The sequence below is a fragment of the Streptomyces araujoniae genome, from assembly GCF_050871195.1.
Classification (GTDB): Bacteria; Actinomycetota; Actinomycetes; order Streptomycetales; family Streptomycetaceae; genus Streptomyces; species Streptomyces bacillaris.
This window is the reverse complement of sequence record NZ_CP194070.1, coordinates 1,161,029-1,182,763: the sequence shown is the minus strand read 5'-3', so window position 1 is coordinate 1,182,763 and position 21,735 is coordinate 1,161,029. Positions and strand designations below refer to the sequence as shown.

21 protein-coding genes and 1 pseudogene are annotated in these 21,735 nt (G+C 70.7%); 20 read left to right on the top strand and 2 right to left on the bottom strand.

Annotation, left to right across the window (positions count from 1 at the left end; genetic code table 11):
• Positions 1–18 precede the first annotated feature (18 nt).
• Both ACQ9ZG_RS04945 and ACQ9ZG_RS04940 read left to right on the top strand, forming a co-directional pair.
• Complete coding sequence (locus ACQ9ZG_RS04945; RefSeq protein WP_018487896.1) at positions 19–933, top strand: tRNA (adenine-N1)-methyltransferase; 915 nt, start codon at positions 19–21, stop codon at positions 931–933.
• 214 nt (positions 934–1,147) lie between these two features.
• Positions 1,148–1,717 carry a hypothetical protein gene (locus ACQ9ZG_RS04940; RefSeq protein WP_028419986.1) on the top strand — a complete coding sequence of 190 codons (570 nt, stop codon included), beginning with the start codon at positions 1,148–1,150 and terminating at the stop codon, positions 1,715–1,717.
• Positions 1,718–1,769: 52 nt separating this feature from the next.
• On the opposite strand, the gene ACQ9ZG_RS04935 is transcribed toward ACQ9ZG_RS04940, so the two are convergent.
• The gene (locus tag ACQ9ZG_RS04935; RefSeq protein WP_018487894.1) at positions 1,770–2,081 is read right to left on the bottom strand and encodes a ferredoxin; all 312 of its coding nucleotides are present in this window, start codon (positions 2,079–2,081) and stop codon (positions 1,770–1,772) included.
• 240 nt (positions 2,082–2,321) lie between these two features.
• Between ACQ9ZG_RS04935 and arc the strand changes: the two genes are divergently transcribed.
• From arc to prcA, 6 genes and pseudogenes are all read left to right on the top strand, one after another.
• The gene (gene arc, locus ACQ9ZG_RS04930; RefSeq protein ID WP_026237498.1) at positions 2,322–4,088 is read left to right on the top strand and encodes a proteasome ATPase; all 1,767 of its coding nucleotides are present in this window, start codon (positions 2,322–2,324) and stop codon (positions 4,086–4,088) included.
• Between the two features lie 234 nt (positions 4,089–4,322).
• Complete coding sequence (gene dop / locus ACQ9ZG_RS04925; RefSeq protein ID WP_028419987.1) at positions 4,323–5,834, top strand: depupylase/deamidase Dop; 1,512 nt, start codon at positions 4,323–4,325, stop codon at positions 5,832–5,834.
• Between the two features lie 129 nt (positions 5,835–5,963).
• Positions 5,964–6,182 carry a ubiquitin-like protein Pup gene (locus ACQ9ZG_RS04920; protein ID WP_003970166.1) on the top strand — a complete coding sequence of 73 codons (219 nt, stop codon included), beginning with the start codon at positions 5,964–5,966 and terminating at the stop codon, positions 6,180–6,182.
• 153 nt (positions 6,183–6,335) lie between these two features.
• A pseudogene (locus ACQ9ZG_RS04915) lies at positions 6,336–6,522 on the top strand (endonuclease domain-containing protein); the annotation flags it as partial.
• Positions 6,474–7,319 (top strand): proteasome subunit beta, encoded by an 846-nt coding sequence (gene prcB / locus ACQ9ZG_RS04910; protein ID WP_028419988.1) that lies wholly within the window; start codon positions 6,474–6,476, stop codon positions 7,317–7,319. The pseudogene ACQ9ZG_RS04915 and the gene prcB, both read left to right, overlap by 49 nt.
• Before the next feature lie 58 nt (positions 7,320–7,377).
• Complete coding sequence (prcA, locus tag ACQ9ZG_RS04905) at positions 7,378–8,181, top strand: proteasome subunit alpha (RefSeq protein WP_028419989.1); 804 nt, start codon at positions 7,378–7,380, stop codon at positions 8,179–8,181.
• 48 nt (positions 8,182–8,229) lie between these two features.
• On the opposite strand, the gene ACQ9ZG_RS04900 is transcribed toward prcA, so the two are convergent.
• A complete protein-coding gene (locus tag ACQ9ZG_RS04900; protein ID WP_499279986.1) occupies positions 8,230–9,267 on the bottom strand; it encodes a LacI family DNA-binding transcriptional regulator in 1,038 nt (345 codons plus the stop codon).
• A gap of 133 nt (positions 9,268–9,400) precedes the next feature.
• Here ACQ9ZG_RS04900 and ACQ9ZG_RS04895 point away from each other — a divergent pair, with 133 nt between their 5' ends.
• From ACQ9ZG_RS04895 to ACQ9ZG_RS04840, 12 genes are all read left to right on the top strand, one after another.
• Entirely contained in the window at positions 9,401–10,672 is a 1,272-nt protein-coding gene (locus ACQ9ZG_RS04895; protein ID WP_499279985.1) for an MFS transporter, read from the top strand.
• A 9-nt stretch (positions 10,673–10,681) separates the two neighbouring features.
• On the top strand, positions 10,682–12,043 hold the full coding sequence (gene pafA, locus ACQ9ZG_RS04890) for a Pup--protein ligase (RefSeq protein WP_026237495.1): 1,362 nt from the start codon (positions 10,682–10,684) through the stop codon (positions 12,041–12,043).
• A 127-nt stretch (positions 12,044–12,170) separates the two neighbouring features.
• Positions 12,171–13,109 carry an FKBP-type peptidyl-prolyl cis-trans isomerase gene (locus tag ACQ9ZG_RS04885; RefSeq protein ID WP_109916008.1) on the top strand — a complete coding sequence of 313 codons (939 nt, stop codon included), beginning with the start codon at positions 12,171–12,173 and terminating at the stop codon, positions 13,107–13,109.
• Positions 13,110–13,175: 66 nt separating this feature from the next.
• The gene (locus ACQ9ZG_RS04880) at positions 13,176–13,547 is read left to right on the top strand and encodes an FKBP-type peptidyl-prolyl cis-trans isomerase (protein WP_019766127.1); all 372 of its coding nucleotides are present in this window, start codon (positions 13,176–13,178) and stop codon (positions 13,545–13,547) included.
• A 156-nt stretch (positions 13,548–13,703) separates the two neighbouring features.
• Positions 13,704–14,657, top strand: a complete 954-nt coding sequence (locus ACQ9ZG_RS04875; RefSeq protein ID WP_084996298.1) for a helix-turn-helix transcriptional regulator — start codon at positions 13,704–13,706, stop codon at positions 14,655–14,657.
• Between the two features lie 13 nt (positions 14,658–14,670).
• Positions 14,671–15,627, top strand: a complete 957-nt coding sequence (locus ACQ9ZG_RS04870; RefSeq protein ID WP_028419994.1) for a helix-turn-helix transcriptional regulator — start codon at positions 14,671–14,673, stop codon at positions 15,625–15,627.
• 229 nt (positions 15,628–15,856) lie between these two features.
• Entirely contained in the window at positions 15,857–16,090 is a 234-nt protein-coding gene (locus ACQ9ZG_RS04865; RefSeq protein WP_026237494.1) for a hypothetical protein, read from the top strand.
• 36 nt (positions 16,091–16,126) lie between these two features.
• Positions 16,127–16,324, top strand: coding sequence for a hypothetical protein (locus ACQ9ZG_RS04860; protein WP_028419996.1), 198 nt, complete (start codon positions 16,127–16,129; stop codon positions 16,322–16,324).
• A gap of 230 nt (positions 16,325–16,554) precedes the next feature.
• Positions 16,555–16,851: a Sec-independent protein translocase subunit TatA gene (gene tatA, locus ACQ9ZG_RS04855; protein WP_015607501.1), complete on the top strand. Its 297-nt coding sequence runs from the start codon at positions 16,555–16,557 to the stop codon at positions 16,849–16,851.
• Positions 16,852–16,900: 49 nt separating this feature from the next.
• The gene (tatC, locus tag ACQ9ZG_RS04850; RefSeq protein ID WP_026237493.1) at positions 16,901–17,866 is read left to right on the top strand and encodes a twin-arginine translocase subunit TatC; all 966 of its coding nucleotides are present in this window, start codon (positions 16,901–16,903) and stop codon (positions 17,864–17,866) included.
• A 19-nt stretch (positions 17,867–17,885) separates the two neighbouring features.
• Positions 17,886–18,776, top strand: coding sequence for a diacylglycerol kinase (locus ACQ9ZG_RS04845; RefSeq protein ID WP_499279984.1), 891 nt, complete (start codon positions 17,886–17,888; stop codon positions 18,774–18,776).
• 63 nt (positions 18,777–18,839) lie between these two features.
• Positions 18,840–21,677: a DEAD/DEAH box helicase gene (locus tag ACQ9ZG_RS04840; protein WP_109917229.1), complete on the top strand. Its 2,838-nt coding sequence runs from the start codon at positions 18,840–18,842 to the stop codon at positions 21,675–21,677.
• Positions 21,678–21,735 lie beyond the last annotated feature (58 nt).

Here is a 21,735-nt window from a genome sequence, read left to right as displayed (position 1 = left end):
CACCGGTAGGCTGGTCACATGTCTGAACCGACCGGTGCCGCCCGCCGACGTGGGCCCTTCAAGGTCGGGGACCAGGTACAGCTCACCGACCCCAAGGGACGCCACTACACCTTCACGCTCGAAGCCGGCAAGAACTTCCACACCCACAAGGGTTCTTTCCAGCACGACGAGCTGATCGGTGCTCCCGAGGGCAGTGTTGTCCGCACCACGGGAAACGTCGCCTACCTCGCGCTGCGCCCCCTGCTCCCCGACTACGTCCTCTCCATGCCCCGCGGCGCCGCCGTGGTCTACCCCAAGGACGCGGGCCAGATCCTGGCCTTCGCGGACATCTTCCCCGGCGCCCGCGTCGTGGAGGCGGGGGTCGGCTCCGGCTCCCTCTCCACCTTCCTGCTGCGGGCCATCGGCGAGCAGGGCATGCTGCACTCCTACGAGCGCCGTGAGGACTTCGCGGAGATCGCCCGGCAGAACGTCGAGCGCTACTTCGGCTCGCCGCACCCGGCCTGGCAGCTCACCGTCGGAGACCTCCAGGACAACCTCTCCGACACCGACGTCGACCGCGTCGTGCTGGACATGCTCGCCCCCTGGGAGTGCCTGGAGGCCGTCTCCAAGGCCCTGGTGCCCGGCGGCATCCTCTGCGCCTACGTGGCCACCACCACCCAGCTCTCGCGCACGGTGGAGTCGATCCGCGAGATCGGCTGCTTCGCCGAACCGCAGCCCTGGGAGTCGATGATCCGCAACTGGCACGTCGAGGGCCTCGCCGTCCGCCCCGACCACCGGATGATCGGCCACACCGGCTTCCTGGTCACCGCCCGCCGGCTCGCGGACGGCGTCGAGCCGCCGCTGCGCCGCCGCCGCCCCTCCAAGGGCGCCTACGGCGAGGACTACGAGGGGCCGGGCAGCCAGAGCCGCGGAGGCTCCGCCGACCGCGGCTGACCCTCCCAACGAACCGGCGCCGCCGTGGAGTTCCCCGACCGACCGGGGAACTCCACGGCGGCGCCTTCCCGTTGCCGTCCGGAACGCGCCCCTGCCGTGAAACCGGCGCACACCCCGCCGTTCCCCCGGCGTGTGAGGTGTGGCACGATGCTGGCCACCCCTCGGGGTGCCCCGCCCCTCCCGGGCTCCCAGGAACCACATGGAGACACACCGCGTGCAGACCTCCGCGCTCCCGGACCTCGCGCACACCGCCACGAAGCCGGTGCACTGGCTGGCCACGGCCGCCGCCATGGCCGCCGTCGTCGCCCTGGCTGGGCTGCTCCAGCCCCGTACGGCCACCGCCACCGCCACGGCCCCCGAGAAGCGCACCACCACGCCCGTGGCCGCCCCGGACCCGGCGGAGGTCGACTTCCCCCTGGAGTGCGGCGGAGCCGGGACCACGGTGGCCGATCAGGCCCCCGGAGACCTCGACGGGGACGGACGACCGGAGACGGTCGCCGTGGTGCACTGCGACGCGGGCTCCGGGACCCCGCCGAGCGGCATCTACGTGCTGACCCAGGGGAGCGGGGCCGCGCCGAGGGTCGTGGCGACCCTGGTGGACCCCGCCGACAGGAAGACCGTCACCGACTTCGCCGTACGGGAGGGACGCGTCTCGGCCACCCTGCTCGGCTACTCCTCGCTGGAGGTCCCCCGCTGCTGCCCCGACCAGGAGGAACAGGCCTCCTGGCGGTATCAGGGCACGGCGTTCGTCCGCACGACCGGAGACCTGGCCCGCGCCGTGTGACGGGACCGTACGGGCGGGGGCGGCCGTACGGGGCGGGCCGTCACCGCACGGATCAGGCCGCGTCCGGCCCGTACACCTCGACGCTGTCCTTGACCCGCCGGACATGGATGCAGTCCCCGGGGCACTCCTTGGCCGAATCGACCACGTCCTGGAGGAGCGTCAGCGGCACCGGGGTGGTGGCGCCCGGGTCCTGCAGCAGCTCGTCCTCGGCGCTCTTCACGTACGCCAGGCCGTCGATGTCCAGCTCGAAGACCTCCGGCGCGTACTGCGCGCAGATGCCGTCGCCCGTACAGAGGTCCTGGTCGATCCAGACCTCCAGGTCCTGCGCGTCACCGTCGCCCGGCGCGTCCTGCTGCACGCTCATGTGTCCTGCCGTTCCTGCGTATCCGAACCCATGGGAGCCAGCCCTGACGGGTGTTGAACGCTTCGACGATACAACCGGCGGCTTTCCGGCGCCGAAGGGTGGGTATTCCCTTGGCGTGAGGGAGAGCGCAAGGGTGAAGATCGGACACACCCCGCAGTCTTTGTGATCTAGGGGTTTCAATCACCACCAGCCCAGGTAGGGTCAGGAAGCGTCCAGCTCCCCATGGAGGAGGTGAGGACCGTGGCAGCCCACGACGACGACATCAACCGCGGCATCCGGCCCGCGCGCGGGTCCGAGGACCCAGCCGGCCAGGTTGCCTATCTCGAGCAGGAAATCGCCGTCCTGCGACGTAAGCTCGCCGACTCTCCGCGTCATACGAGGATTCTCGAAGAGCGGATCGTCGAATTGCAGACGAATCTGGCAGGCGTGTCCGCACAGAACGAGCGGCTCGCCAACACGCTCCGTGAGGCGCGTGACCAGATCGTGGCCCTCAAGGAGGAGGTCGACCGGCTGGCCCAGCCGCCGGCCGGCTTCGGTGTCTTCCTGCAGGCCAACGAGGACGGCACCTGCGACATCTTCACCGGGGGCCGCAAGCTCCGGGTGAACGTGTCTCCCAGCGTCGAGCTGGAGGACCTCCGGCGCGGCCAGGAGGTCATGCTCAACGAAGCGCTCAACGTGGTCGAGGCCATGGAGTTCGAGCGGGCCGGGGACATCGTCACCCTCAAGGAGATCCTTGAGGACGGCGAGCGGGCCCTGGTGGTCGGGCACACCGACGAGGAGCGGGTGGTGCGGCTCGCCGAGCCGCTGCTGGACATCACCATCCGCCCCGGCGACGCCCTGCTGCTCGACTCCCGGTCCGGCTACGTCTACGAGGTGGTCCCGAAGAGCGAGGTCGAGGAGCTCGTCCTCGAAGAGGTTCCGGACATCGACTACGACAAGATCGGCGGTCTGGGCGACCAGATCGAGCTGATCCGCGACGCGGTCGAACTGCCCTACCTCCACCCCGACCTCTTCAAGGAGCACGAACTGCGACCGCCGAAGGGCATCCTGCTCTACGGCCCGCCCGGCTGCGGCAAGACGCTCATCGCCAAGGCCGTCGCCAATTCGCTCGCCAAGAAGGTCGCCGAGGTGACCGGGCAGCCCGCGGGGAAGAGCTACTTCCTCAATATCAAGGGACCCGAGCTGCTCAACAAGTACGTCGGTGAGACCGAGCGGCACATCCGCCTGGTCTTCCAGCGTGCCCGGGAGAAGGCGAGCGAGGGCACGCCCGTCATCGTCTTCTTCGACGAGATGGAGTCCCTCTTCCGCACCCGCGGCAGCGGCGTCAGCTCGGACGTGGAGAACACCATCGTCCCGCAGCTGCTCGCCGAGATCGACGGTGTGGAGGGCCTGGAGAACGTCATCGTCATCGGCGCCTCCAACCGCGAGGACATGATCGACCCGGCCATCCTGCGCCCCGGCCGGCTCGATGTGAAGATCAAGATCGAGCGTCCGGACGCCGAGGCCGCGAAGGACATCTTCGCGAAGTACCTGACCCCCTCGCTGCCGCTGCACGCGGACGACCTCTCCGAGCACACCGGCTCGCGCGAGGCCGCCGCCCACGCCATGATCCAGTCGGTCGTGGAGCGGATGTACACGGAGTCCGAGGAGAACCGCTTCCTCGAGGTGACGTACGCCAACGGCGACAAGGAAGTCCTCTACTTCAAGGACTTCAACTCCGGCGCGATGATTCAGAACATCGTCGACCGGGCAAAGAAAATGGCCATCAAGGCATTCCTGGAACAGGGCCAGAAGGGGCTGCGGGTCGCTCATCTCCTGCAGGCCTGCGTGGACGAGTTCAAGGAGAACGAGGACCTGCCCAACACGACCAACCCGGACGACTGGGCCAGGATTTCCGGCAAGAAGGGCGAGCGGATCGTCTTCATCCGCACGCTCGTCACCGGAAAGCAGGGCGCGGACACCGGGCGCTCCATCGACACGGTGGCCAATACCGGCCAGTACCTGTAATACGCCGACCGGCTGCGGATGCCTGGAGAGGTATCCGCAGCCGGTCGTTTTCCCCCGTTCCGGCCATGCCGGAGCAATGTCGTAATTGATCTCCCCACCGGCGCAGAGGCGCTCTAGGCTCTGCGGTACCGCCGAGTCGCGCAGTGCGGTCACGGGCACCGCACACGCACCGGACAAGCAGCGGTACTTGAGCGTCGCTCCCGGACGGGACCGACGCCGGGCAAGGAGGGCCGCATGACCGTACGGCGAGTGATGGGCATCGAGACGGAGTACGGGATCTCCGTCCCCGGTCACCCGAACGCCAATGCCATGCTCACCTCGTCCCAGATCGTCAACGCGTACGCGGCGGCGATGCACCGGGCGCGACGCGCCCGCTGGGACTTCGAGGAGGAGAATCCGCTGCGTGACGCGCGAGGCTTCGACCTCGCCCGTGAGACCGCCGACTCCAGCCAGCTCACCGACGAGGACATCGGCCTGGCCAATGTGATCCTCACCAACGGTGCCCGGCTCTACGTCGACCACGCACACCCCGAATACAGCTCACCGGAGATCACCAACCCGCTCGACGCGGTCCTCTGGGACAAGGCCGGCGAACGGATCATGGCCGAGGCCGCCGAGCGGGCCGCCGCCATCCCCGGTGCCCAGCCGATCCACCTCTACAAGAACAACACCGACAACAAGGGCGCGTCCTACGGCACGCACGAGAACTACCTGATGAAGCGGGAGACCCCGTTCTCGGACATCGTGCGCCATCTGACGCCGTTCTTCGTCTCCCGCCAGGTCGTGACCGGAGCGGGACGGGTCGGCATCGGCCAGGACGGCCAGGAGCACGGCTTCCAGATCAGCCAGCGCGCCGACTACTTCGAGGTCGAGGTCGGGCTGGAGACCACGCTCAAGCGCCCCATCATCAACACCCGGGACGAGCCCCACTCCGACGCGGAGAAGTACCGCCGGCTCCATGTGATCATCGGCGACGCCAACCTCTCGGAGATCTCCACCTATCTGAAGCTCGGCACCACCTCCCTGGTGCTGTCCATGATCGAGGACGCCTTCATCACCGTCGACCTCGCCGTCGACCAGCCCGTCCGCACCCTCCACCAGGTCTCGCACGACCCGGACCTCCGCCACCTGATCACGCTCCGCAGCGGCCGGACACTCACCGCCGTACAGCTCCAGATGGAGTACTTCGAGCTGGCGCGCAAATACGTGGACGAGCGGTACGGCACCGACGCCGACGAGCAGACCAAGGACGTCCTGACCCGGTGGGAGGACACCCTCAACCGGCTGGAGACCGACCCGATGAGCCTGGCCGGGGAGCTGGACTGGATCGCCAAGCGGGAGCTGATGGAGGGCTACCGCCGCCGCGACTCGCTGGACTGGGACGCCCCCCGGCTGCACCTCGTCGACCTCCAGTACGCCGACGTACGTCCCGACAAGGGCCTCTACAACCGTCTGGCGGCCCGCGGGCGGATGAAGCGGCTCCTGGACGAGGACGATGTCACCAGGGCCCGTACGAAGCCTCCGGAGGACACCCGGGCCTACTTCCGGGGCCGCTGTCTGGAGCAGTACGCCGACGACGTGGCGGCCGCCTCCTGGGACTCGGTGATCTTCGACCTGCCGGACCGCGACTCGCTCCAGCGCGTGCCCACCCTGGAGCCCCTGCGGGGGACCCGGGAGCACGTCGAGGGCCTGCTCGACCGCTGCCGTACGGCGGAGGAGCTGGTCCGGGAGCTCTCGGGCGGCTGAAAGGTGTCCGGGCTGGGAATCAATCAACCGAGGCCCGGACGTTCACCAACTACCGGGCCAAATGTCGGACCCCGTGGGTAGGGTCTGATCAAGAGCTTCGATTGCTTCGAACCGAGCGGGGTGAGCTACATGGCGACCAAGGACACCGGCGGCGGACAGCAGAAGGCGACGCGCTCCACCGAGGAGGTCGAGGAGCAGGCGCAGGACGCGCAGGCGTCCGAGGACCTCGCGGAGCGCCAGGAGAAGCTGAGCGACGACGTCGACTCGGTCCTGGACGAGATCGACGACGTCCTGGAGGAGAACGCGGAGGACTTCGTCCGCTCCTTCGTTCAGAAGGGTGGACAGTAGTCCACGAGTGTGAACGCCCGGGAGGTTTCCGGGCGACCGCAGTAACCGGGGGAGACGGGGTGACGGCGACCGCCGCGGCGGTCGCCGTCACCCCGCTCACCACCCTGAGGAGCGCCACCGGCCGGCGGGCGCGGGATCCGCGCAGATCCGTCCGCCGAACATGTGGATCACCGCCCCCGGGCGGGTAGGGTCCGTGGCGTACGTCGCTTCAACGGCAATTCGGCCATCGGCAAGTTGGGGGATGATCCTGACTCTCTTGCGCAGGGCCATCGCATACCTGGAGGGAAACGCGTGGAAGCCAACACTCGTAGCACCGGGCGTCTACCAGCTGCCTTCCTGACGCCGGGCTCGTCCTCGTTCATGGACTTCCTGGCCGACCAGTCGCCCGAGATGCTCCCGGGCAACCGGAGCCTGCCGCCGCTCCAGGGGGCGATCGAGGCGCCGCACGGGACGACCATCGTCGCGGCCGCCTTCCCCGGTGGCGTGGTCCTGGCCGGTGACCGGCGCGCCACCATGGGCAACATGATCGCGCAGCGCGACATCGAGAAGGTCTTCCCGGCCGACGAGTACTCGGCGGTGGGCATCGCCGGCACCGCCGGACTGGCCGTGGAGATGGTCAAGCTCTTCCAGCTGGAGCTGGAGCACTTCGAGAAGGTCGAGGGCGCCCAGCTCTCCCTGGAGGGCAAGGCCAACCGGCTCTCCACCATGATCCGCTCCAACCTGGCCATGGCCATGCAGGGTCTCGCCGTGGTCCCCCTCTTCGCGGGATACGACGTCGACCGCGAGAAGGGCCGCATCTTCTCGTACGACGTCACCGGCGGCCGTTCGGAGGAGAACGGTTACGCCGCCACCGGCTCCGGGTCCATCTTCGCCCGGGGCTCCATGAAGAAGCTCTACCGCGACGACCTGACGGAGGAGCAGGCCCTCACCCTCGTCGTGCAGGCGCTGTACGACGCCGCGGACGACGACTCGGCGACCGGCGGTCCGGACGTGGCCCGCCGGATCTATCCGATCGTCACCGTCATCACCGACGAAGGCTTCCGGAGGCTGAGCGACCAGGAGTCCTCCGACATCGCGCGCTCCATCCTGGAGCGCCGCCTGGAGCAGCCCGACGGCCCGCGCGCCGCGCTGCTCTGATCCGGACTCCGAGCCTCCGCAGAAGCACTCGTCACTGACAGAAAGGGACGGATAGCCGGTGTCGACGCCGTTCTATGTCTCACCCCAGCAGGCCATGGCCGACCGGGCGGAATACGCCCGCAAGGGCATCGCCCGTGGTCGCAGCCTCGTTGTGCTGCAGTACGCCGACGGCATTGTGTTCGTCGGCGAGAACCCGTCCCGCGCGCTGCACAAGTTCAGCGAGATCTATGACCGGATCGGCTTCGCGGCCGCCGGCAAGTACAACGAGTACGAGAACCTCCGCATCGGCGGCGTCCGCTACGCCGATCTCCGCGGATACACCTACGACCGGGACGATGTGACGGCCCGTGGGCTGGCCAACGTCTACGCCCAGACGCTCGGCACCATCTTCTCCAGCGCGGCCGAGAAGCCGTACGAGGTGGAGCTGGTCGTCGCCGAGGTCGGCACCGCCCCCGAGGGCGACCAGATCTACCGGCTGCCGCACGACGGTTCGATCGTGGACGAGCACGGCTCGGTCGCGGTCGGCGGCAACGCCGAGCAGATCAGCGGGTTCCTGGACCAGCGCCACCGCGACGGCATGACGCTCGCCGAGGCGCTCAAGCTGGCCGTCCAGGCGCTCTCCCGGGAGCCCGGAGGCGGCGAGCGGGAGATCCCCGCCGAGCGCCTCGAAGTCGCCGTGCTGGACCGTACGCGGCCCCAGCAGCGCAAGTTCAAGCGGATCGTCGGCCGCCAGCTGACCCGGCTGCTGGAGGCGGAGGCGGCGAGCACCACCCCGACGGACGCCCCGTCCGACGTGGAGGAGACCGACACGGCCGGGCCGGACACCGGCACCGGCAGCTCCTCCGGCTCCACCGAGGAGTAGCCGGGCACGCTCCCCGATGCCCCCGGGCCCCCGGCCCGGGGGCATCCGTCATGCCCGGGAGGCGGCGGCCGGTGGCGCCGTGGAGCCGCGGACGACCAGCCGCACCGGCAGGCTGTCCGCCTCGGTCCCGCGGCCCTCCAGGACCGCCAGCAGGGCCGCCATGCCGCGCTCCCCGACCTGCTCGGCGGGCAGCTGCACGGTGGTCAGCTCCGGTTCCACGGCGGTGGCCAGGGCCAGGTCGTCGAAGCCGGTGACCGAGAGGTCGTCCGGGACCCGCAGCCCGAGCCGCCGGGCCGCCTTGCAGGCCCCCGCCGCCAGGATGTCGTCGTCGCAGACGATCGCCGTGGGCCGCTCCCCGGCGACGGTCAGCGCCTGCTCGGCCGCCTCCCGGCCGGCCCGTACGTCGAGCGGGGCCCGTACCGTACGCACCTCGGCGTCCGGCACCGCGTCCACGGCCTCGCGCAGCGCCCCGGCGCGGACCGCGAACGTCCAGGTGTCCACGGCGGACGCGAGATGGACGAAGCGGCGGTGGCCGAGGCCCAGCAGATGGTCCGTGACCTGGCGCATGCCGTCGGCGATGTCCAGGTTGACGTGGGCCGCCGCGTCCGTCCCGGCCGGGTCGCTGTCCAGCATCACCAGCGGCAGATCGGCCCCGTGCAGGGCGCTCAGCGCGTCGGAGGCCATCGAGGAGGCGATCACCCCGTCCAGCGAGGCGCGCGCCGAGGCGAAGGGGTCCCGGGCCGGGCCCGTGCCGTCCGGCGAGGGGTAGAGCACCACGCCGAAGTCGTGCTCGGCGGCGACGGCGGCGGCCCCCGTGTAGACCCGGGCGAAGAACTCGTTGGTGAGCGCCGGCACCACCAGCAGGGCCGTCCTGGTCCGGCCGAGCCGGAGGCTGCGGGCGGCCAGATTGGGCCGGTACCCCAGCTCCGCCGCGCTCTCCCGGACCCGCCGGGCGGTGGCCTCGGAGACCCGGCCCGGCCACTTCCCGCCCAGCACCAGCGAGACCGTCGCCTGCGAGACGCCCGCGGCACGGGCCACGTCGCGGCTGGTGGGCCGGGGCGGAGCGGGCTGGTGCGGGTCGGTCACGCGGGCCTCCGTGCGGGCTGGTTCCGTGCCGCCGCGAGGTGGACCGGCGGGCTGCGCACATGGTACGTATGACGCTCGACGTTATACGTAAAACCCCGGGTGGTGGCAGCCGTCCGGCGGAGAGGGGCAGGGAATGGCCGCGGGATATCTGGACATCCTCCGGGCGCGGCACGCCGCCCGGCTGCTGACCGGCACGCTGGTGGGGCGGCTGCCCAACGGCACCGCGCACATCGCGATCGTGCTCTTCACCCGGGCCGAGGGCGGGAGCTACACCCTGGCCGGCGCCCTGGCCGCCGCGTACGGGCTGGCCACCGCCGTCGGGCAGCCGCTGCTCGGCCGGGCCGTCGACCTGTACGGGCAGCCGCGCGTCCAGTTCCCCGCCGCCGTGCTCTCCGCGGTCGGCATGGCCCTGTTCGCCGTGGCCGGACTCGGCTCGCTGCCGCTGGCGTACGCGGCCGTGGTCCTCGCCGGAGTCGCCACCCCGCCCCTGGAGGGCGGTCTGCGGGCCCTGTGGCCCACCGTGCTGAAGCGCGAGGACCGGGTGCACCGCGCCTACGCCCTGGACGCCGTGGCGCAGGAGATCATGTTCACCGTCGGGCCGCTCCTGGTGACGCTCCTGGTCTCCCTCTGGTCCCCGGCCGCCGCCCTGCTCGTCATCAACGCCATCGGCGTCCTCGGCGCCCTGTCGGTGGTCCTCTCCGAGCCCTCCCGCACCTGGCGCTCCGCGCCCCGCGAGGCCCACTGGCTGGGCGCCCTGCGCTCGCCCGGGCTCCTCGCCCTGCTGGGCGCGTTCTTCTTCGTCGGGCTCGCGCTCGGCTCCATCACCGTGGCCGGGGTCGCCTACGCCGACGACCACGGCCGGGAGTCGGTGTACGGCTGGCTGATGGCCGCGCTGGGGCTCGGCGCCCTGATCGGAGGGCTCGGCTACGGGGCGCGGCAGTGGTCGGGGGAGCCGGAGAAGCGGCTGCGCGTCATCGTGGCGCTGCTGGCGCTCGGCTACCTGCCGCTGATGCTCACCCCGTCGGTCCCCGCCATGACCGCCCTCGCCGCCCTGGCCGGTGTCTTCCTCGCCCCGGCCATCGCCTGCTCGTTCATCGTGGTCGACCGGCACGCCCCGCGCGGCACGGTGACCGAGGCGTTCTCCTGGCTCGTCACCACCTTCGGGGTGGGCGCGGCCGTCGGCACGGCCGCCGCCGGCCCCGCCGTCGAACTGGGCTCGACCGCCTGGAGCTTCGCCGTCGCGGGGGCCGGGGGAGTGGCCGCCCTCGCCGTCCTGCTGGCCACCGGAAGGGTCCTCCGGGGTGCCCCGGTGCCCCCCGCCTCCGCGGCCCGGGTCGTGGCGGGATCGGAAAATGATCGCAACGGTGCTGTCGAACCCGGTTTCAGCACCGGCCGTAAGGCGTAATGTTCAGTCATGGACCGCCGCATTTTCGGGCTGGAGAACGAGTACGGCGTCACGTGCACGTTCAGGGGACAGCGCCGACTGTCACCTGACGAAGTGGCGCGCTACCTCTTCCGCCGTGTTGTGTCATGGGGCCGCAGCAGCAACGTCTTCCTGCGAAACGGCGCCCGCCTCTACCTCGACGTGGGATCGCATCCGGAATATGCAACCCCCGAATGCGACAACGTGACCGAGCTGGTCACGCACGACAAGGCCGGCGAGCGCATTCTCGAAGGCCTGCTCGTCGACGCCGAACGCCGCCTGCACGAGGAGGGAATCGCGGGCGACGTCTATCTCTTCAAGAACAACACCGACTCGGCGGGAAACTCCTACGGGTGCCACGAGAACTACCTCGTCGCCCGGCACGGAGAATTCTCCCGGCTCGCGGACATCCTCATCCCCTTCCTCGTCACCCGGCAGCTCATCTGCGGGGCGGGCAAGGTGCTCCAGACCCCGCGCGGCGCCGTCTACTGCGTCAGCCAGCGCGCCGAGCACATCTGGGAGGGCGTCAGCTCCGCGACCACCCGCTCCCGGCCGATCATCAACACCCGCGACGAACCCCACGCCGACGCCGAGCGGTACCGCCGCCTCCACGTCATCGTCGGTGACTCGAACATGTCCGAGACGACCATGCTGCTCAAGGTCGGCGCCACCGACCTGGTGCTGCGCATGATCGAGGCGGGCACGGTGATGCGCGACCTGACCCTGGAGAACCCGATCCGGGCCATCCGCGAGGTCAGCCACGACCTCACCGGCCGCCGCAAGGTGCGCCTGGCCAGCGGCCGCGAGGCCTCGGCCATCGAGATCCAGCGGGAGTACTACGAGAAGGCCGTGGACTTCGTCGAGCGCCGGGGCATCCGCACCGGCACCGTCGACCAGGTCCTGGAGCTGTGGGGCCGCACGCTCGACGCCGTCGAGGCCGAGGATCTCGACCGGATCGACACCGAGATCGACTGGGTCATGAAGTACAAGCTCATCGAGCGGTACCGGGCCAAGCACAACATGACCATGTCGAACCCGCGGGTCGCGCAGATAGACCTCGCCTACCACGACATCCACCGCCGCCGGGGTCTCTTCTACCTCCTGGAGAAGAAGGGCCAGACCGCCCGTATCTGCAACGACCTGAAGATCTTCGAGGGCAAGTCCGTGCCCCCGCAGACCACCCGGGCCAGGCTCCGCGGCGACTTCATCCGCCGGGCCCAGGAGCAGCGGCGGGACTTCACCGTCGACTGGGTCCACCTCAAGCTCAACGACCAGGCGCAGCGCACGGTGCTCTGCAAGGACCCGTTCCGCTCCGTGGACGAGCGGGTGGAGAAGCTGATCGCCGGCATGTGAGCGGTGCCGGGGGCGCCCCCGGACCTCCGTCGTACGACAGGGCCCCGTACGTTCCTCGTACGGGGCCTTCTCCACGGCCTAGAGTGGTTCGGACCAACCACCGTGCCCCCTGAGATCTGAGGAACCAGTGCGCCGAATTGCCGGCCTTCTCGTCGCCCCCCTCCTGCTGCTGTCGGCAGTGGCCTGCGGCAGCGACGACAAGGCCTCCGACTCCGCCTCGTCCAAGAACGGCGTGCCCGCGATCACCGCGGGTGCGAAGTTCGGCGAGAAGCCCACCCTCTCGAAGGGCAAGGGAGACCCGCCCAAGGAGCTGAAGACCGAGGTCATCAGTGAGGGGGACGGCGCGAAGCTCAAGAACGGCGACGCGATCCAGGTCAACTACCTCGGTCAGTCGTGGGACTCCGACAAGCCGTTCGACAACAGCTTCGACCGCAAGCAGCCCTTCGACCTGACGCTCGGCGCGGGCATGGTCATCCAGGGCTGGGACAAGGGCCTCGTCGGCCAGAAGGTCGGCAGCCGCGTCCAGCTCGTCATCCCGCCGGACCTCGGCTACGGCGAGCAGGGCCAGGGCGACATCAAGCCCAACGCCACCCTCGTCTTCGTCGTCGACATCCTGAAGGCCATCCAGATCCCGGCCTCCGCCAAGGGCACCGAGGTCGCCCAGGACAACATCGACCTGCCCAAGGTCGGCACCAACGACGACGGCAAGGCGCCGAAGGTCACCATCCCCAAGAGCGACCCGCCGAAGAAGCTGTCCTCCACCTACATCCTGGAGTCCGACGGTGAGGTCATCAAGGAGACCGACAGCGTCGTCGTGAACTACGTGGGCATGATCTGGAAGGACGCCAAGGAGTTCGACTCCACCTACACCCAGGGCAAGACCCAGACCTTCCCGCTGGCCCAGGTCACCCTGAAGGGACTCAAGGACGGCCTGGTCGGCAAGAAGGTCGGCAGCCGCGTCCTCCTGGTCATCCCGCCGGACCAGGCCTTCGGCGACCAGCAGCAGCAGGCCATCCCGAAGAACTCCACGCTGGTCTTCGCCGTGGACGTCCTTGCCAAGATGTGAGGCCGTCCCGGCCGGGGATGTAAGACTGTCCCGGTTGCCCAGTTCATCATTTTGAGGAGCAATTCCGTGAGCATCGAGAAGCCCGAGATCGACTTCCCGGGTGGCGAGCCGCCGGCCGACCTGGAGATCAAGGACATCTGGGAGGGCGACGGCCCCGTCGCCAAGGCCGGCGACCGGGTCCAGGTCCACTACGTGGGCGTGGCCTTCTCCACCGGCGAGGAGTTCGACGCCTCCTGGAACCGCGGCACCCCGCTGGCCTTCCAGCTCGGTGTCGGCCAGGTCATCTCCGGCTGGGACCAGGGCGTGCAGGGCATGAAGGTCGGCGGCCGCCGCCAGCTGACCATCCCGGCGCACCTCGCGTACGGCGACCGCGGCGCGGGCAGCGCCATCGCCCCGGGCGAGACGCTGATCTTCGTCTGCGACCTGGTCTCGGTCTGAGCCGTCCCGGACGCGTGAGTGAGGGCCCCCACCGGTGCGGTGGGGGCCCTCGCCGTCCGGCGGACCGCGCCGTGGTCCGGACCACGGGCTCGCTTTGGAACCGACACCCCGGGGCGGTACGGTCGACCGTCGTAGAGCACCAGAGAAAGGGCGTCGATGGCGATTGCCAAGGCCGAGCGGTTGATGAACCTCGCGCTGTGCCTCCTGGGGACCCGGCGCCCGCTCAGCAAGCGCGAACTCCGCGGCTCCATCGAGGCCTACCTCGAAGCGGGCTCCGACGACTCCTTCAACCGGATGTTCGAGCGGGACAAGGACGACCTGCGCGAGCTGGGCCTGGTCATCGAGACCGTCGAGAACCTGGACGGCGACACCGGCTATCTGGCCCGCCGCGACAGCAACCGGCTGCCGCCCATCACCCTGGACGCCGAGGAGGCCGCCGCCCTCGGCCTCGCCGCCAAGGTCTGGCAGCAGGCCCGCCTCGCCGGGGCCGCCAGCGGCGCGCTCCAGAAGCTCCGCGCGGCCGGCATGCCCGAGGCCGAGGACGCCTACGAGGTGCACAGCGCCCTCGAACCCCGTATCCCGGTCCACGAGGCGGCCTTCGAGCCGCTGATGCTCGCCTGCCGCGACCGCCGCCCCGTCACCTTCGACTACCGCAAGGCCAATTCCGCCGCCCCCGAGCAGCGCCAGGTCGAGCCCTGGACCCTCGAATGCTGGCGCGGCCACTGGTACCTCGCGGGCTGGGACCGGGGCCGCGGTGCCGAACGCGTCTTCCGGCTCTCCCGCATCACCGGCAGGGTCCGCTCCCGCGCCGGAGCCTTCACCGCCGAGGTGCCCGACGTCGTCACCGTCCGCGAGACCGTGGAGAGCTGGGCCGGCGAGACCGCCACCCGGACCGCCCGGATCAGGCTCCGCGCCGGGGCCGGCTACCCGCTGCGGTCGCGGGCGATATCGGTCAGGGAGCGCGGCGACGGCTGGGACGAGCTGGAGATCCCGTACGGACACGGTCTCGACGCCTGGCTCGTCGAGTTCGGACCGGACGTGGTCGTGGAGGAACCCGCCGATCTGCGGGCCGATGTGGTGGACCGGCTGCGCGCCGTGGCCAAGGACTAGGAGGAACCGAGCGATGGCCACGAACGCGATCGACCAGACCCGTCGGATGCTCTCCCTGGTGACCTACCTCCGCGAGCGCCCCGGTGCCCACGTCCAGGACGTGGCACGGGCCTTCGGCATCACCGAGGACGAGCTGATCTCCGACCTCGACGTCCTGCCCATGTGCGGCACCAGCTTCCGCGGCGGCGACCTCCTCGACATCGACACCGACGGCGACCGCATCTGGTGGCACAACCCGGACGACGTCGCGGAGCCGCTCCGGCTCGCCGCCGACGAGGCGACCGCCCTGCTCGTCGCCGCCCGTGCCGTCGCCACCCTGCCCGGGCTGCGCGAGAGCGACCGCGAGGCCCTGCTCCGGGCCACCGCCAAGCTGGAGACGGCGGCCGGGGAGTCCGGGGCCGCCAGCTCCCGGCTCTCGGTGACCTTCGAGTCCGAGGGCGGCGTCTTCGCGGACGTCGACCGGGCCATCTCCGAGCGCCGCCGCCTCTGGCTGCGCTACTACTCGCCCGCCCGCGACGAACTCACCGAGCGCGAGGTCGACCCGATCCGGCTCTTCGCCGTCGGCCACACCTATATGGAGGGCTGGTGCCGGCTCTCGGAGGACCGCCGTACCTTCCGGCTCGACCGGGTCGCGGAGATCCGCCTCCTGGACGCCCCCGCCGCCCCGCCCGAGCTGGAGCTGCGCGACCTCTCCGAAGGGCTCGTCCACCCCGCCGCCGAGGACCCCGAGGTCGTCATCGAGGTCACCACCGGCGGCCGCTGGGTCGCGGAGTACTACCCGCACGACAGCGCCGAGGAACTGCCGGACGGCGGCCTCCGCATCACCCTGCGCACCCCCGACCCGGCCTCGCTGCGCCGCCTCGCCCTGCGCCTGGGCGGCGAGGGCCGCATCGTCACCCCGCCGGAGCTGGCCGAGAGCGCCCGCACGGCCGCCCGCGAGGCGCTGGCCGCGTACGACGAGACGCTCTGAGCGGGCCGGGAGCGGAGACGAGATGCACCCGACGTACCTGATGCCGGCCACCGTTCGTACCGGCGCTCCCGGCGCTCCCGGTGGAACCGCTCCGAACGCCGCCGCCACCGTTCGTACCGGCGCTCCCGGTGGAACCGCTCCGAACGCCGCCGCCGCCACCGTCCGTACCGGCGCTCCCGGTGGAACCGCTCCGAACGCCGCCGCCACCGTCCGTACCGGGCCCGTTCCGGTGCCCGTGCCCGCCGCCGTGCGGTTCCGGGCCGCGTGTCCCGAGTGCCGGGGGCGCTTCGAGCTGGCCGCGGGAGCGCTGCGGCTGGCCATCGGCGCCAGCCGCCGTACCACCTTCTACACCTTCACCTGCCCCCAGTGCGCGGCTCCGGTCCGCAAGCCCGCGGGGGAGCGCATCATCGAACTGCTCACCGGCGGCGGGGTACGCACCCTGCGCCTGCACGCCACGCCCTAGCGCCCCCGCACCGCCCGTAGGAAGAGGCACGCCCCCATGTTCTGGCCCATGCTCGCCATCGCCCTGGGATTCCTGGGCGTCGCCGTCCTCGGCGTCCTCGGCATCAAGGTCTTCGTCGAGGCGCAGCGGCTCGGCCGCCAGGTCACCGCCACGACCGAGCGGATCAGCCAGGCGTCGGAAGACCTGGAGCGGGCGGCCACCCGCCTCGCGGCCACCGGCGACAGCCTGCGGTGACGGCCCGGCGCGGCAGGCCCGCGCCCTGATGCCCGACAGCCCCGAGGGGTACGCTGCATGGGGCGGCCCAGGCAGCGAGGTACGGGCCGCAAGCCGCAGTACGCACGGGCATTGCCTCGCGTTTACCCCTGCGGGTTACGATCGCTGTCAAGCGCAATGATCGGACGTATGCCCGGTCGAACGGGTAGCGAGCCCATCCTCCAGCCGCCTCAGTGAGAAGGAAGTCGCACATGATCGGCAATCTGAAGCCCCTCGAGATCGTTCTGATCATCGCTGTCATCCTGCTGCTCTTCGGTGCCAAGAAGCTTCCCGACATGGCGCGTTCGCTCGGCAAGTCGGCCCGCATCCTCAAGAGCGAGGCCAAGGCCATGAAGAAGGACGACGCGGCGACCGCCACGCCCACCACGGAGACCGTCGCGGACCCGGCGCCCCCGCAGTCCACCACCGCCCGCACGATCCAGGCCGCCCCGGGAGACGTCACCAGCTCCCGCCCGGTCAACGAGCCCAAGCCCACCACCCAGAGCTGACCGCCGACACGCTCCGCCGACAGCCGCCGCACGAGACGAGGGAAGTGGGTTGCTCAAGTCTGCCCGCAAGCAGGAGAAGGACGCAGAGGGGCGGATGCCCCTCCTCGATCACCTGCGTGAGCTGCGTAACCGGCTGCTGAAGGCCGTGCTGGCGATCGTCGTCGTGATGATCGTGGCGGCGTTCTTCCAGAAGGAGATCTACGAGTTCCTCCTGGCGCCCATTCAGGACTCGGTCGGCTGCAAGAACGGCGTCGTCACCACGGTCGACGGCAAGTCCTGCGCGCTCCTGAAGACGGACACCCTGATCGGCCCGTTCACCAACGCGCTCAAGGTCGCGCTGATGTCAGGCGTCCTGCTGGCCACCCCGATCTGGCTGTACCAGCTCTGGGCGTTCGTGGCCCCGGGGCTTCACAAGGGCGAGAAGCGTTACGCCTATGCCTTCGCGGTCGTGGGCGCACCCCTCTTCCTGGCCGGTGGCTACCTCGCCTACGCGATCCTTCCGCAGACCGCGGAGATCATGCTCGGGTTCAGCCCCGACGACGTGCAGAACCAGATCGGGCTCGACAGCTATCTGGATCTGCTCGTCCGCATGGTCATCGTCTTCGGGCTCGCCTTCGAGCTGCCCCTGCTGCTCATCGCGCTGAACATGACGGGCGTCATCACAGGCAAGCGGATGCTCGGCTGGTGGCGCGGGATGATCGTCGGCCTCACCGTCTTCGCCGCCTTCGCCACGCCCGGCGGCGAGCCCATCTCCATGCTGCTGCTGGCCGGACCGCTCGCCCTCCTCTACTTCATCGCCGTCGGCTTCTCCCTGCTGAACGACAAGCGCCGCAACCGGAAGAACCCCGACGCCGAGCTGAGCGACGACGAGGCCTCGCACCTCGACCTGACCCCCGAACCGGTCGGCCGCATCGAGCCGGTGACCGACCCGCGCAGGGCGCTGCCGGGGCAGGCATCCGGTGAGGCGGACGGGCCGGGACCGCACCGGCTCAACGGTTACGACGACATCACCTGACCTTGTAGGGTCCGGAAGGGTGACCAGCGAGATCACCCTCTTCGTCAATCCCACCGCGGGACGCGGCCGGGGCGCGCACGCCGCGCAGCCGGCCGCTTCCGCGTTGCGGGATGCCGGATTCTCCGTCCGTACGGTCCTCGGTGAGGACGCCGGCGACGCGCTGCGCCGGGCGCGGGAGGCTGTGGCGGCGGGGACCGGGGCGCTGATAGCCGTGGGCGGGGACGGGCTGGTGTCCCTCGCCCTCCAGGCCGTCGCGGGGACCGGCACACCGCTCGGGGTCGTCGCCGTCGGCACCGGCAACGACTTCGCCCGGGCGCTCGGCCTGCCGATCCGCGACCCGGCCGCGGCGGGAGCGCTGGCGGCCCGGGCGCTCAAGGCGGGCGGCCACCGGGACATCGACCTCGGGCGGGTCGGGGAGCGATGGTTCGGCTCCGTGCTGGCCTCCGGCTTCGACTCCCGGGTCAACGACCGGGGCAACCGGATGCGCTGGATCGGCGGCCGGTTCACGTACGACCTGGCCATCCTCGCCGAACTCGCCGCCTTCGCCCCGATCCCGTACCGCATCCGGCTCGACGGGGGAGAGGCCCGTGAGATCGGGGCCACGCTCATCGCGGTCGGCAACGGCACCACGTACGGCGGGGGCATGCGCATCTGCGCCGGGGCCGCGATGGACGACGGCCTCTTCGACGTGACCGTGGTGGGGGAGTGCTCCCGCACCACCCTCCTCAAGGTGTTCCCGAAGGTCTACAAGGGCACGCATCTGAGCCACCCGGCCGTCACCACGCACCGGGTCTCCTCGATCGAGCTGGCGGCGGCCGGTGTCACGGCGTACGCGGACGGTGAACCGCTGGGCGCGCTGCCGCTCACCGCGACCTGTGTGCCGGGGGCCGTGCGGGTGCTCACCGGGTGAGGAGCCCGGCGGATTTAAAGATCGGGCTGAGTGTCGGAGGTGGCGGGTAGGCTCGTAGCCAAGATGACAGAGGACCTCTCACCAGCTGAGCGATACCAGGCATCCCGCGTCCGCGCGGCCGAGATGGCGACGGCCCTCGGGCCCTTCCGGGAGATGTACGAATTCGGACTGGACCCGTTCCAGATCGAGGCCTGCCAGGCACTGGAGGCGGGCAAGGGGGTGCTGGTCGCGGCCCCCACCGGGTCGGGCAAGACGATCGTCGGCGAGTTCGCCGTGCACCTGGCCCTGGAGCAGGGCCGCAAGTGCTTCTACACCACGCCGATCAAGGCGCTCTCCAACCAGAAGTTCGCGGACCTGGTCAAGAGGTACGGGGCCGACAAGGTCGGCCTGCTGACCGGTGACAACAGCGTCAACTCCGAGGCACCGGTGGTCGTGATGACCACCGAGGTGCTGCGGAACATGCTGTACGCGGGCTCGCAGTCGCTCTCCGGCCTCGGTTACGTCGTCATGGACGAGGTCCACTACCTCTCCGACCGCTTCCGGGGCGCGGTCTGGGAGGAAGTGATCATCCACCTCCCGGAGTCGGTGACGCTGGTCTCCCTGTCGGCCACGGTCTCCAACGCCGAGGAGTTCGGCGACTGGCTGGACACCGTGCGCGGCGACACCGAGGTGATCGTCTCCGAGCACCGGCCGGTGCCGCTCTGGCAGCACGTGATGGCCGGACGCAAGATGTACGACCTCTTCGAGGAGACCACCGACCACGGAGGGCGCGGCGCCGGACGCCGCGAGGTCAACCCCGACCTGGTGCGGCTCGCCCGCATGGAGAATCAGCAGGGGTACAACCCGCGCGACCGCCGCCGGGGCAAGATGGTCCGCGAGGCCGACCGCGAGCGCGAGCGGCGCCAGCGCGGCCGGATCTGGACGCCCGGGCGGCCCGAGGTCATCGAGCGGCTGGACAACGAGGGGCTGCTCCCCGCGATCACGTTCATCTTCAGCCGGGCCGGCTGCGAGGCCGCCGTACAGCAGTGCCTGTACGCCGGGCTCCGGCTCAACGACGAGGACAAGCGGCGGCTGGTGCGGGAGATCGTCGAGGAGCGGACCGCCTCCATCCCCGGCGAGGACCTGCACGTCCTGGGGTACTACGAGTGGCTCGAAGGGCTGGAGCGGGGCATCGCCGCGCACCACGCGGGCATGCTGCCGACGTTCAAGGAGGTCGTCGAGGAGCTGTTCGTACGGGGCTTGGTGAAGGCGGTCTTCGCCACCGAGACGCTGGCGCTCGGCATCAACATGCCCGCGCGCTCGGTGGTCCTGGAGAAGCTCGTCAAGTGGAACGGTGAGCAGCACGCCGACATCACCCCCGGCGAGTACACCCAGCTCACCGGCCGGGCCGGACGCCGCGGCATCGACGTCGAGGGCCACGCGGTGGTCCTCTGGCAGCGCGGCATGGACCCGACGGCGCTGGCCGGACTCGCGGGGACGCGGACGTATCCGCTCCGGTCCAGCTTCCGCCCCTCGTACAACATGGCCGTCAACCTGGTGCAGCAGTTCGGGCGGCACCGGTCGCGGGAGCTGCTGGAGACCTCGTTCGCCCAGTTCCAGGCGGACAAGTCGGTGGTCGGGATCTCGCGGCAGGTACAGCGCAACGAGGAGGGCCTGGAGGGCTACAAGGAGGGCATGAGCTGCCACCTCGGTGACTTCGAGGAGTACGCGCGGCTGCGCCGCGACCTCAAGGACCGGGAGACGGACCTGGCCAAGCAGGGCGCGGCGCAGCGGCGTGCGGCGGCGGCCTCCTCGCTGGAGAAGCTGAAGCCGGGCGACGTCATCCACGTCCCGACCGGGAAGTTCGCGGGGCTGGCGCTCGTGCTGGATCCGGGGCTGCCCGCCGGGCGGGCCAACGGGCACCGGGGCTTCGACCACCACGACGGGCCGCGGCCGCTGGTGCTGACCGCCGAGCGGCAGGTCAAGCGGCTGGCCTCGATGGACTTCCCGGTGCCGGTGGAGGCGCTGGACCGGATGCGGGTGCCGAAGTCGTTCAACCCGCGCTCGCCGCAGTCCCGGCGGGACCTGGCCTCCGCGCTGCGGACGAAGGCCGGGCACATCGTGCCGGACCGGCACCGCAAGGGGCGGGCGCCCGCCGCCGACGACCGCGAGATCGCCCGGCTGCGGGCCGAGCTGCGCGCGCACCCCTGCCACGGATGCGACGAGCGGGAGGACCACGCGCGGTGGGCCGAGCGCTACCACCGGTTGCAGCGGGACACCCGGCAGTTGGAGAAGCGCATCGAGGGGCGGACGAACACGATCGCCCGCACCTTCGACCGGATCGTCGCGCTCCTCACCGAGCTGGACTACCTCCGGGGCAACGAGGTCACGGAGAACGGACGGCGGCTGGCCCGGCTCTACGGGGAGCTGGACCTGCTCGCCAGCGAGTGCCTGCGGGACGGCGTCTGGGAAGGGCTCAACCCCGCTGAGCTGGCCGCGTGCGTCTCCGCCCTGGTGTACGAGGCGCGCCAGGCCGATGACGCGGTGGCGCCGAAGCTGCCGTCGGGGCCGGCGAAGGTCGCGCTGGGCGAGATGGTGCGGATCTGGGGGCGGCTGGATGCCCTGGAGGACGACTTCAAGATCAACCAGACGGAGGGCGTCGGGCAGCGCGAGCCCGATCTCGGCTTCGCCTGGGCCGTCTACATGTGGGCCTCCGGGCGCACGCTGGACGAGGTGCTGCGCGAGGCGGAGATGCCGGCGGGGGACTTCGTACGGTGGTGCAAGCAGGTGATCGACGTGCTGGGGCAGGTGGCCGCGGCGGCTCCTCGGGAGGGGAGTGCGGGGAGTTCCGTCGCCCGTAATGCGCGGAAGGCGGTCGACGCGGTGTTGCGGGGGGTCGTGGCGTACAGCTCTGTCGGCTGACGGCGGGGTGGGGCGGGGAGCCGGGGGGCGTGGTTGCGGGTGGGTTGCCCGGGCCGGT